We start from the raw sequence: 12,408 nt of genomic DNA on the forward strand, positions 1-12,408 counted from the left end.
CTTCCCTGGTGTGTTATTGCTGTTGACTGGAGTGGTTATCCCTCACAGGCATTCCACGTCTTACGCGCCAGCCTGATTTGTGATGGTCGTTCCATCCCGTTAATGAGCCAAATTGTTCCCTCGCATAACCAACAGAATGCATTGATACAAAAAGAGTTCCTGAATTCTATCGCCACCGCTATTGCGCCTGATAAAAAGGTACTCATCGTCACTGACGCCGGTTTTCAAAATGCCTGGTTTCACCATATTAAATCATTGGGTTGGGATTTTATCGGGCGAGTCAGAGGCAATATCCAGCTCCGGCTGGATAAAAAAGGTGAGCACTGGTTCAGGCGGCAGGAATTATCGGCCAGTGGCAAACCTGAATATCTGGGGCCGGGGACACTCGCACGTGCAGAATATGCCCGCTGTGATGGTCACTTTTACCTGCATAAAAAGGAACCCAAAGGGCGGCAGAATAAACGTGCCCGTTGCCGGATATCTCGCTATTCGCAGGAGCGGGACGGACGCGCCGCAGCAAAAGAACCGTGGCTTATTTTTAGCAGTACAGAGGAGTTTAAACCACGTGAAGTCATGAAGTTATACAGTCGCAGGATGCAGATAGAGCAGAATTTTCGCGATGAGAAAAGTGAACGTTTTGGCTTTGGGCTTCGCGCCAGTCACAGCCGCACAGCGGGGCGTATACTGGTGTTAAGTCTTCTGGCAACGTTAAGCACGGCAGTATTATGGTTACTTGGCTATCATGCTGAAAATAAAGGGTTACATCTGAGGTATCAGGCTAACAGCCTTAAGTCACGACGGGTTATATCTTATCTGACATTAGCGGAGAATATCTTGCGACACTCTCCGCTAATTTTAACGCGAACAGCACTGGATACTGTTCTTAATCACCTCGCCAAAACCTACCGAATATGGTGTTGGTTTATTAGCGCTGAATTAGTGGGGATCCCTCAGCGCCGAAGCGGGTTTTTATTGAACTTATTTCAGGTATTCACCAGAACGCAAAGCTTCAATACGTTTGTCCAGCGGCGGATGGGACATAAACAGCTCACTGAATGATTTAGATTTACCGTTAATGCAGAAAGCCATCAGAGTTCCTGCTTCCTGTGGCTCATAGCTGGTTTTTAACCGCTGCAATGCGGCAATCATCTTCTCCCGCCCGACCAATCTTGCTGAGCCGGCATCGGCATGGAATTCACGATGACGTGAGAACCACATGGTAATAATGCTGGCAAGAATACCAAACACCAGCTCCAATACCATTGATACCGCAAAGTAAACCATTGGGTTACCTGAACTGCTCCCTTCATTATCACGATCACCCGACAAGAAGCCCGCAGCCACCTGTGCAATCAAGCGCGAAATAAAGATAACAAAGGTATTCACAATGCCTTGAATCAAGGTCATGGTGACCATATCACCATTTGCCACATGGCTGATTTCATGGGCAATAACCGCCTCAGCTTCATCGCGGCTCATGTTCTGCAACAAACCGGTGCTGACGGCGACCAGTGAAGCATCACGACGAGCACCGGTCGCAAAGGCGTTAATATCCGGGGCCTGGTAAATAGCCACTTGTGGCATAGCTATGCCTACCTGCTGAGACTGACGACGGACAGTCTCCAACAACCAGCGTTCAGTTTCATTACGTGGTTGCTCAATCACTTCACCGCCCACGGAGCGCAGAGCCATCCATTTTGACATCAGCAACGAAACAAATGCGCCGCCGAAACCAAACAGACCGGCCATGATCATCAGCCCCTGCACACTGCTGGACTGAATACCTGTCAGGCTAAGCACCAACCCGAACACCAACATGACAGCCAAGTTGGTGAGAAGGAATAGAGCGATACGCATCATAAAAAGTTATTTCCTTATTCTGTTAATTGACGACCGTATTAAATCTACATCGTATTAAGCCAAATTTGTCATGATGACTTAGCTAAATGATTACTGAGATATGCTGATCGTATGGGCATCTGACAAATTTTCAAGGTTTGTTAAGTCCTAAGAGAGGAAATCAACATAACTTTACAAATTTGGATACTTTTCATTACATATTAAGCTGTTTTTCCACCAATCCAACGGATGGACATGAAAAAAAAGTAAAAAAAATCCGGGCTCCAAGAACCCGGATTATGTCTATCATCCGCAGACTATTTTGCGGCGGTAGCTACCTGCGCAGGTGCTGCGGGTTGAGATTCAACCTGCGGCTGCGCTTTCTCTTTATGGGCCAAATCCAATGCGATATGAACAGTTTCGTCCAGATAAGGGTCCGGTTCCTGATAGTCTTTTGGCAAATCTTCCAATGACTTCAGCGGCTTTTTACCCTCACGTTTGAAGCGCTCATTTAAGCGGTTCAGGCGCGTGGCATCATCATCATGATTCTCTTTTTCGCGTTGAGCGTAATTGAGAGAGACAATGTTCTTCTTATCTTTCAGCGCCTTATAACGTTCAATATCTTGCTGAATATGTTGGAATTCAGGATCAGCAGCGATACGCGCGGCATGCGTTTTAAGCAATTCCGGCTCCAGCGGTTTCAAATCGCCCGTCTTGGTATAACTGGCAGCATTGATGCTGTCCCAAGGCAAAGCATTATCTTCGAAGCTTTCACCGGTTTCTGCCGGATCAACACCCGTTGGCATCACGATATCTGGGACAACCCCTTTGCGCTGAGTACTGCCGCCATCTACCCGATAGAATTTCTGGATAGTGTATTGCAGTGAGCCCAAGGCTGGCCATTCAGGGCGCAGCATTTGATCGTAAATACGATTCAGCGAACGATACTGCTGAACCGTGCCTTTACCGAAGGTCGGCTCACCGACAATTAATGCACGGCCATAGTCTTGCATTGCAGCAGCAAAAATCTCAGAGGCAGAGGCACTGTAGCGGTCAACCAAGACCACCAGCGGGCCTTTGTAATACACCACGCCGTCAGTATCACTGTCTTCACGTACTTTGCCATTGTTATCCCGAACTTGAACCACAGGGCCACTCGGAATAAACAAACCAGACAGAGAAACAGCCTCGGTCAGAGCACCCCCACCATTGCTGCGTAAGTCAATGATAATGCTACTGACATTTTCTTTCTCCAGCTTCTGCAATTGCACCTTGACGTCTTCGGTCAAGCCAACATAGAAGCCCGGAATATCCAGTACGCCGACGCGTTCTTTGCCGATGGTTTTCACCGACATTTTCACCGCGCGGTCTTCCAGGCGAATACGCTCACGCGTCAAGGTCACAGTGCGCGGTTTAGTCCCTTTACCGGCAGGTAAAATTTCTAACCGGACTTTACTGCCTTTCGGCCCTTTAATCAGCGCGACCACATCATCCAAACGCCAGCCGATGACATCCACCATCGGTTTACCGGTTTGCCCTACGCCGATTACCCGATCACCCACCGCGATAGTTTTACTTTTCGCTGCCGGGCCACCTGGAACCATGGAATTGATTAATGTGTAATCATCATCCATTTGCAGGACTGCACCAATACCTTCCAGAGACAAGCTCATTTCAGTATTGAACTGTTCGGTATTTCGTGGGGATAAGTAATTGGTATGCGGGTCAATTTCGTGAGCGAAAGCATTCATGATCAGCTGGAAGACGTCTTCGCTATTACTTTGCGTCAAGCGCTTAATGGCTGCCTGATAGCGCTTGGTCAGCGTCTCTTTGATTTCTTTATCCGTTTTACCGGTTAATTTCAAATTGAGCTGGTCATACTTAACTTTTGCGTCCCAAAGCTTATTCAGCTCAGCTTCGCTGGTCGGCCAAGGCGCTTTGCTGCGATCAATATCAATGGTGTCATTACCGGCGAAATTCATTGGCCGGTCTAAAACTGACAGCGCATATTGATAGCGTTCAAAACGGCGCTTTTGCGCCAGATTGAATAATGCATACGGCGTATCTAGCTGGCCGGATTTTAACTCATCGTCCAGCGAATGTTTTTTATCCGCGAACTGTGCCACATCTGATGCCAACAACAGGTTATGGCTGTAATCCAGCATGTTGAGAAAGCGATCAAATATTTTGGCAGAAAACTGATCGTCCAATGCAAACTGACGATAGTGAGAGCGAGTGAAGCGCGATGTTACGCGCTCACTCACGGTTGCATGCTCTGGTTCCTGGTGCAATTGAGGAAGTTGATCGACGCGATACGTTGTATCAGCCGCGTAACTTGCCCCCGCCAGTAACAAGCCTGCGATTGCTGTTAGTCTGACAAATTTGTTCATGCCTAGGTTGGCCTCCGTATCAGAACTGCAAGTGTTCTGCGCGCACAATCATCGCCAGACCTGAAGACAGCTGCACCCGTACGCCATCTTTAGCGATTTCTAATACGGTTGCGTCCATCGCGCTCTTGCCTGCTCTGACTTTGATTTCTTGACCAATTTGCAGTTTAGAGATATCTGTGACCGGCACAGGGCGTGGCTGGTTTTCCTCGGCCTGTGGACGAGGTGGCCGAGCCTGTTTTTGATTAGCCTGCTGTGGGCGAGGTAACTGACGAGGCTTGCGGTTTTCCACCGGAGCACCCGCTTCACGACGCGGTGCAGGTTTTTTACCTGCCGGACGTGGGCGACGTGGCTCTGGAGTTTCACCCGCAGCAATAGCAGCTTCGCGCTTTTTAGCTTGTTGTTCAGCACGTTGTGCCTGAACACGGGCTTTCGCCTCTTCCAGCTGTTTGCGGGCATGTTCGACATGTTGTTCTTCCAGCACACCACAAGGGTTGCCGTCTAAATCAACACGTTCAGCACCGACTTTGACCCCATAAAGATAACGCCAGCTAGATGTATAGAGACGCAGCGCAGAACGCAATTGCGTTTTGCTTAAATTCTGTTCCCCCTGAACACGTTCGACCAGATCTTGAAAAATACCGATCTTCAGTGGACGTGCTTCGCCTTCGGCGGTGAAACAAAGCGGGAACCGCTCAGCCAAAAAGGCTATGACTTCTTTACTACTGTTCAACTTAGGTTGATTTTCCATGAAATTTCCTGATTACAACGGGTTTGCCAACCAGCGCAGGCATGAACAGGCGTCATTATAATGACGCCATCAGCAATTGCCACGTTATCCGTCTATCAACTTGCACTCTTTGTAACATATTTTGCACTGTCACAAAGCTCAAGATGCTCGCAAAGCCCCGCCACGACTGAGATTAAGCCTAATTCGTCGTCTTTATCAAAGCGATCATAAACAATGCTGTCGATATCCAAAACGCCGATAACATTTCCTTTAACTGTGATTGGCAGCACAATTTCAGCATTACTGGCGGCATCACATGCAATATGACCGGGGAATGCATGCACATCACCGACCCGCTGAACGCGATTTTCTGCTACAGCTGTTCCACATACCCCTTTCCCAACCGGGATTCGTACACAGGCGATTTTCCCCTGGAAAGGGCCTAATACCAATTGATTGCCATCGAGCAAATAAAAACCGGCCCAATTCAAACCCTCAAGGCGTTCATAAATTAACGCGCTGGCATTAGCCAATGTGGCAATGAAGTTGGTTTCACCTGCAATCAGGGCACTCAAATCACGTTTTAATTCCGCGTAGAATTCTGCTTTTTTCATGTAATAACCGTTAGAAACCTAAAAATAGCCAGAGACAATTGATCTGCCTAGCTTATATAAAATAATCATTAAATGCGCGTTGCTACAAGGTTATTCGGCGCTTACCATGGAAAAGATTTGCCCACCGTGGGGTTTGCCCCTTTTTGCCCCTTGTTTTGACTCATTGCTCTGCTACCATCCGCTTTATTATTTATATATTGGGGTCAGGGTTCTTATCTGATGAAGATACATGCCATTCAACGCCCCTTGTCCACCGCCAGAGTTCAGCGGTGCTGTCAGTGCGATGCGCTATTTACCTTGCCCCCTCTCAATGGCAAGCAGACTGCCTATTGCCCGCGTTGCAGTGCGAAAATAGCCAATGGGCGCGATTGGTCATTAACCCGGCTGACGGCCATTGCTGTCGCCATGCTGTTATTGATGCCGTTTGCCTTTACCGAGCCGCTCATCACTATCCGCCTGCTCGGCACGCGGATTGATGCCAGTTTGCTGGAGGGCATTTGGCAAATGAGCCGTCAGGGTCACCCCATCACTGCCAGTATGGTGGCGTTTTGTATTATGGGTGCGCCGATTACATTGACCGTCTCAATACTGTATCTGCGAATTGGCAGCCGGATTGGCATGAACCTGCGCCCTATTTTGCTGATGTTGGAGCGCTTAAAAGAGTGGGTAATGCTGGATATCTATCTTATCGGTATGGCGGTGGCCTGTATTAAAGTCAAAGAATACGCCGACGTGATGGCCGGTAGCGGATTAATAGCCTACCTGACTTTAACATTGCTGAGTATTCTGGCGCTGGTGCATTTGAATCTGGAGCAATTGTGGGAGCGGTTTTATCCGCAAGAACAGCCGCCCGGCCCCAGAGAAACACTGCGTGTTTGTCTCTCCTGCCATTATACCGGGCACCCTGATGCACTGAGGCGTTGCCCGCGTTGCCATACACCTTTGCGCCATCGCCGCCGTCATAGCATCCAAAAAACCTGGGCAACCTTAATTGCCTCTATTGTATTGTTACTGCCCGCCAACCTATTGCCGATATCAATTGTTTATGCCAACGGCGTGCGTATGGAGGATACTATTTTCTCGGGCGTGGTTTCTCTGGCTTCATCGGGTAATATGCCCATAGCCGCCGTGGTATTTATCGCCAGTGTGTTGGTGCCCTTTACTAAAGTCATTGTCTTAATAACATTGTTGCTGAGTATTCATCTCAAGACACAGCACAGTCTGAAAACCCGCATGCGGTTGCTGCGTTTGATAACCTGGATTGGCCGCTGGTCAATGCTGGATCTCTTTGTTATTGCACTAATGATGTCGCTGATTAATCGCGATCAGCTCCTTTCTTTCACTATGGGGCCAGCAGCTTTCTATTTTGGGTCTGCGGTCATTTTGACTATCCTTGCTGTTGAGTGGCTGGATAGCCGGTTGATTTGGGATGCACATGCAACAGGAAACGCCGAGTACACCGACTGAGGCACAGGTTAAACATAAACGCCGGATATCGCCTTTTTGGCTGCTGCCTTTTATTGCCCTGCTGATTGCTGGCTGGCTGGTTTATAACAACTGGCAGGAACGCGGCACCGAAGTCACCATTGATTTCCAGTCTGCGGCAGGGATTGTCGCGGGGCGCACCCCGATTCGCTATCAAGGTGTAGAAGTTGGCATAGTGCAGTCCATCAGTCTGGATGATGATCTGCGGAATATTAAAGTCACCGCCAGTATCAAAAATGACATGGAAGATTCACTGCGCGAAGGGACTCAATTCTGGTTGGTCACCCCAAAAGCCTCATTAGCTGGGGTTTCCGGGCTGGATGCTTTGGTGGGCGGCAACTATATCGGCATGATGCCGGGAGAAGGTAAACCTCAGAGCCACTTTACCGCGTTAGATACTCAGCCCAAATTCCGTCTAAATACCGGCGAGTTAATGGTGCATCTTCATGCGCCTGATTTAGGTTCGCTCAATAGCGGCTCGCTGGTGTATTACCGTAAAATTCCGGTGGGCAAAGTCTATGATTACAACATCGCGCCTGATAATAGCGGCGTTGTCATTGACGTGCTGATTGACCGGCGTTTTGCCAAACTGGTCAAGAATGACACCCGTTTCTGGAATGTATCTGGTTTTAAAGGTGATTTCAGCCTAAGTGGCGCTTCTGTACAAATGGAAAGCTTGGCCGCTTTGGTGAATGGCGCGATTGCCTTTGATTCCCCACCAAACAGCCAGAATGCAAAGCCAGATCAGCCCTTCCAGCTCTATCCAGATTTAGCGCACAGCCAACGCGGTGTGGCTATCACACTGGATTTGCCCAGCGGCAGCAGTTTGAGTGAGGGGCGCACCCCACTGATTTATCAGGGTTTACAAGTCGGAACTCTGACAAAAATGACTCTTCAGCCGGACAGCAAAGTGACCGGCGAATTAACCATTGACCCGTCAGTGGTGGATTTAATGCGCACTGGCACGCGTATTGAGATGAACAGCCCGCGAATCAGTCTTAATGATGCCAAACTGAGTGAACTTTTAACCGGCAACACCCTGGAACTTATCCCCGGCGAGGGTGAACCGCAACAGCGCTTTACTGTGCTGCCCAGCAGCAAAAGCCTGTTACAGCAGCCCAATGTGCTTGAATTGCAACTCACTGCACCAGAAAGTTATGGCATCGATGTGGGTCAGCCAATCTCACTGCATGGCATTAAAATTGGTCAGGTTTTGACGCGCGAACTGTCCGCCAATGGCGTCAGTTTTACGGCGGCGATTGAAGCGAAATACCGGAACTTAGTGCATAAAGACAGTAAGTTTGTGGTGAACAGCCGGCTGAATGTGAAACTCGGCATCGACGGTATTAATATTCAAGGTGCCAGTGCACAGGAGTGGATTGATGGTGGCATTTTGATTCTGCCGGGCAGTAAAGGCGAGCCGCTCAATAAATACCCGCTGTACAGCAGTGTGGACAAAGCCCTTGATGGCATTTTAGGCAACAGCCCGGCCGCCACCCTCACCTTGACTGCCACCAGTTTGCCCGATGTGCAAACCGGCTCCGTGGTGCTGTATCGGAAATTCCAGGTGGGTGAAATTACCCAGATTAGGCCGAAAGCCAATGAATTCGAAGTGGAGGTTTATATTGAGCCGGAATATCGCAAACTGCTCACCGATAAGAGTATTTTCTGGGCCGAGGGCGGTGCGAAAGTCCAATTTAATGGCAGTGGCCTCACCGTGCAGGCTTCCCCACTGAATCGGGCATTAAAAGGCGCTATCAGCTTTGATAACCTCGAGGGTGTCTCGCTGGATAAAGGCGCAAAACGCACACTTTATGTTAATGAAACCGCCGCCCGTGCGGTCGGTAGCCAGATTATCTTACGCACCTTTGATGCCAGTAAACTGGCGGCTGGGATGCCAATTCGCTATCTCGGCATCAATATTGGTCAAGTTGAATCACTCAAACTGGCTCCTGAGCGCAATGAAGTCTTAGCCAAGGCGGTGCTCTACCCCGAATACGTGCAAAGTTTTACCCGCGCCGGTACCCGCTTCTCGATTGTGTCACCGGAGATCTCCGCAGCAGGGGTCAATAATCTGGATACGCTGTTCCAGCCCTACATTAATGTCGAGCCGGGTAAAGGTAATACATTGCGCACGTTTGAGCTGCAAACCGCCACCATTACCGACTCGCGCTATCTTGATGGCCTGAGCATTATTCTCGATACCGCAGAAGCAGGTTCGCTGCAAATTGGCACGCCAGTGCTGTTCCGTGGGTTGGAAGTGGGCACTGTCACTGGGTTTAATCTGGGGGCAATGTCTGATCGGGTGCAAGTTTCTCTGCGCATCAGTCAGAAATTCCAGCAATTAGTGCGGCAAAATACCGTCTTCTGGCTAGCATCGGGCTATAACCTTGAGTTCGGATTGACTGGCGGAGTAGTGAAAAGTGGCACTTTCCAGCAGTTTATTCGCGGTGGCATTGCTTTCGCCACGCCCCCCACCACACCGCTGGCCCCGAAAGCCGAAGTTAATCAACACTTTTTGCTGAACCCACAAGAACCTAAAGACTGGCGCAATTGGGGGACGGCAATCCCGCGCTTCTAATTCAACTGGCTAACAGGGCAGCGAATGTGCTGCCCTAATCGCTATCACCACAGACATCCAACACACATTTTCGCAACCAGCGATGCGCTGGGTCAGCATCCATTCGTGGGTGCCAGAGCATAGAAACTCTGATAGTCGGTAAGTTTATTGGCAGCGGGAAGCTGAACATACCACCGCGCAAATTCAGTGTGTGACGTTCCGGAACCGTGGCCACTAAATCAGAACCTTTCACTAAGGCCAGTGCGGTCGAGATGCCATCAACATAAGTGACGGCGTTTCTTTCAAGACCCAATAATTGCAACGCCTCATCAACTGGCCCTTTATGACCTTGGCGCCGTGAAATCATAATGTGGCCTTGGGCCGCGTAGCGCTCAGCGGTTATCTCCCCCTCACTCAATAAATGCCCGGCTCTGGCCACACCGATAAAACGGTCACCAAATAATGCCCGCGTGCGCAGTTCAGGGCTGGCCGCAGCCCCCACCACACCGGTTTCCAGATCGACAATGCCATCGCGAAGTAACGCACTGTCTTTGTTCATTTTTTGCATAAAGCGCAACCGCACCCCCGCAGCATCTTGGTTAACCCGAGCCAACAGCGCCGCACCAAAATTTTCGAAAAAACCGTCGCTGCTACGCAATGTGAAAACACGCGTCAATTGCGCAAGATTGAGTGTCTCTGCCGGGCGCAGAACCGAAGTCGCGTCTTGTACCAATTGGCTCACTTGTTCACGTAGCTCCAGCGCTCTTGGCGTCGGAACCAACGCCCGCCCCGCCCTAACCAATAATGGGTCGCCGGTGGTTTGGCGCAATCTGGCCAGTGACCGGCTCATCGCCGATGGGCTAAGCCCTAATCGCTGAGCAGCTCGCACCACGCTACCTTCCGCAAGCAGGACATTGAGTGTAATTAATAAATTGAGGTCAGGTTTTGTCATCCAGTGACTCTAGCATAATCCGTCATGACATGGCGTTAGATGCATTAATAAACTGCATTACATGCGTCTTCCGCCCTATCAGGTAATGAAATAGTCTCCTGAATAAGTCTTATTTGGAGCCGCCCTACATGAAAGCGAATACTCACAACACAAACTCACTCAAATCTGCTGACTCAATATCTGCTGGCCCAATGGTTGAAAATGCCCATCTGCGAAAAACCATGCTCAGTCTCGCTCTGCCAATGCTACTTTCTTCCTTAGCCACCAGCATTGCCAATGTCGGATTACCTACATTGACGCAGGCTTTAAATGCCTCATTTCAGGATGCGCAATGGGTGGTTTTAGCCTACTTACTGGCGATAACCACATCGGCCATCAGTATTGGGCGCATGGGCGATATCATTAACAAGCGGCTGTTGCTAAAAACCGGCATTGGATTATTCACTGCGGCATCGGTGGGTTGTGCTTTGGCTCCGACCATGGGGATGTTGATTGCCGCCCGAGTCTTACAAGGATTAGGGGCTGCCGCCATGATGACACTGACATTGGCATTGGTCGGTGAAGCCGTTAGCCAAGAAAAAACCGGGCGCGCTATGGGGATACTCGGCACAGTATCCGCCATCGGAACCGCCCTTGGCCCCGCTCTCGGCGGCATACTCATTGCCGGGGCGGGTTGGCCTGCTATGTTCTTAATCAATATCCCTTTTGGACTGTTGGCCCTGTTCCTGGCATCACGTTACTTGCCAACCAGCCAGACTCAAACACCTCGGCCTCGCTCAGGTTTTGATCCCCTCGGCATGTTGCTGTTAAGTCTGACTCTCGCGCTGTATGCGCTGTCGATGACATGGGGACATGGCACATTTGATGCACGTAATTTAGCGTTATTAGCCGCGGCAGCCATCGGTGTCGGACTATTTGTTTGGGCAGAAAAAAGGGCGAAATTCCCCTTAATTCAAACTGCTATATTGCACCATTCAGTGTTGCGCGGAAGTTTGATCATGAGCACATTGGTTGCTACCATCATGATGTCCACATTAATTGTCGGGCCATTTTATCTTTCCCGCGCGCTGGGCTTGCCAATGCAATGGGTTGGGTTAGCAATGTCTGCTGGCCCGATAGTCGCGGCACTGAGCGGTATTCCGGCGGGCTATGGAGTGGATAAATTAGGTGCTCGAATAATGGTCTCCAGTGGATTAGTTGGTGTCGTTTTCGGGTCCATGATATTGGCGATAATTCCCACAGACTTAGGTGTGCTCGGCTATGTCGTCCCCATTTGCCTGATTACGGCAGGCTATGCCATTTTCCAGACCGCTAACAATACCCTGGTGATTCAATCTGTTAGCGCGGATCAGCGGGGTGTTGTTTCCGGCATGCTTAACCTTTCACGCAATCTTGGGCTGATCACTGGCGCATCGGTCATGGGAGCGATTTTTGCTTTCGCGTCAGCCTCTCATGATATTCAATTGGCAGCAGCAACGGATATTATTCGAGGAATGCGATTGACTTACGGCGTCACCGCACTGTTAGCAACAATAGCATTAGGAATTTCCGCGAACCAATTGAGAAACAAATCTAATCAATAGGTATCTCTCGCCCCACAGATACTGCCTGTTTATCACGCTGCTGAAAGGGTTCACATTAAAAATTAAAACTCTAAAATATCAATTTTACTTAAACATGGCGGTTAGATGACCGTCATTGTTTTTCCAGTGAAAAACACAATAAATGATAGACATGAGATGGATGCGTGATTTTCCGATCAAAATTGGACACTTTTCGAATCTTACTGCTATTAATTAATCATCTAGATTTTTTAATCATTTGTGTCGTAAACATCAGTT

Annotated in this window: 8 protein-coding genes and 1 pseudogene; 4 read left to right on the plus strand and 5 right to left on the minus strand. The window is 49.4% G+C overall.

Going from position 1 to position 12,408, the window contains the following annotated elements; all coding sequences use genetic code 11:
* Positions 1-929: pseudogene (locus OVO64_RS00005) on the plus strand (IS4 family transposase); the annotation flags it as partial.
* Between the two features lie 49 nt (positions 930-978).
* Here the strand turns inward: OVO64_RS00005 and htpX are convergent.
* From htpX to OVO64_RS00025, 4 genes are all read right to left on the minus strand, one after another.
* Positions 979-1,860: a protease HtpX gene (gene htpX, locus OVO64_RS00010; RefSeq protein ID WP_050291187.1), complete on the minus strand. Its 882-nt coding sequence runs from the start codon at positions 1,858-1,860 to the stop codon at positions 979-981.
* Positions 1,861-2,156: 296 nt separating this feature from the next.
* Positions 2,157-4,229 carry a carboxy terminal-processing peptidase gene (gene prc, locus OVO64_RS00015; protein ID WP_050291189.1) on the minus strand — a complete coding sequence of 691 codons (2,073 nt, stop codon included), beginning with the start codon at positions 4,227-4,229 and terminating at the stop codon, positions 2,157-2,159.
* 19 nt (positions 4,230-4,248) lie between these two features.
* On the minus strand, positions 4,249-4,977 hold the full coding sequence (proQ, locus tag OVO64_RS00020; RefSeq protein ID WP_050291190.1) for an RNA chaperone ProQ: 729 nt from the start codon (positions 4,975-4,977) through the stop codon (positions 4,249-4,251).
* A gap of 95 nt (positions 4,978-5,072) precedes the next feature.
* A complete protein-coding gene (locus OVO64_RS00025; protein WP_050116334.1) occupies positions 5,073-5,570 on the minus strand; it encodes a GAF domain-containing protein in 498 nt (165 codons plus the stop codon).
* A 219-nt stretch (positions 5,571-5,789) separates the two neighbouring features.
* Here OVO64_RS00025 and yebS point away from each other — a divergent pair, with 219 nt between their 5' ends.
* Positions 5,790-7,037 (plus strand): membrane integrity lipid transport subunit YebS, encoded by a 1,248-nt coding sequence (gene yebS / locus OVO64_RS00030; protein ID WP_050291194.1) that lies wholly within the window; start codon positions 5,790-5,792, stop codon positions 7,035-7,037.
* Complete coding sequence (locus tag OVO64_RS00035) at positions 7,006-9,636, plus strand: PqiB family protein (RefSeq protein ID WP_050291195.1); 2,631 nt, start codon at positions 7,006-7,008, stop codon at positions 9,634-9,636. The genes yebS and OVO64_RS00035 overlap by 32 nt, the downstream gene beginning before the upstream one ends.
* 34 nt (positions 9,637-9,670) lie before the next feature.
* Here OVO64_RS00035 and OVO64_RS00040 read toward each other — a convergent pair whose 3' ends face one another.
* On the minus strand, positions 9,671-10,567 hold the full coding sequence (locus tag OVO64_RS00040; RefSeq protein ID WP_038632499.1) for a LysR family transcriptional regulator: 897 nt from the start codon (positions 10,565-10,567) through the stop codon (positions 9,671-9,673).
* A gap of 128 nt (positions 10,568-10,695) precedes the next feature.
* On the opposite strand from OVO64_RS00040, the gene OVO64_RS00045 reads away from it, so the two are divergent.
* Positions 10,696-12,150, plus strand: a complete 1,455-nt coding sequence (locus OVO64_RS00045; protein WP_038632497.1) for an MFS transporter — start codon at positions 10,696-10,698, stop codon at positions 12,148-12,150.
* Positions 12,151-12,408 lie beyond the last annotated feature (258 nt).

Source organism: Yersinia sp. Marseille-Q5920 (genome assembly GCF_946902935.1).
Taxonomy (GTDB): Bacteria; Pseudomonadota; Gammaproteobacteria; order Enterobacterales; family Enterobacteriaceae; genus Yersinia; species Yersinia rochesterensis.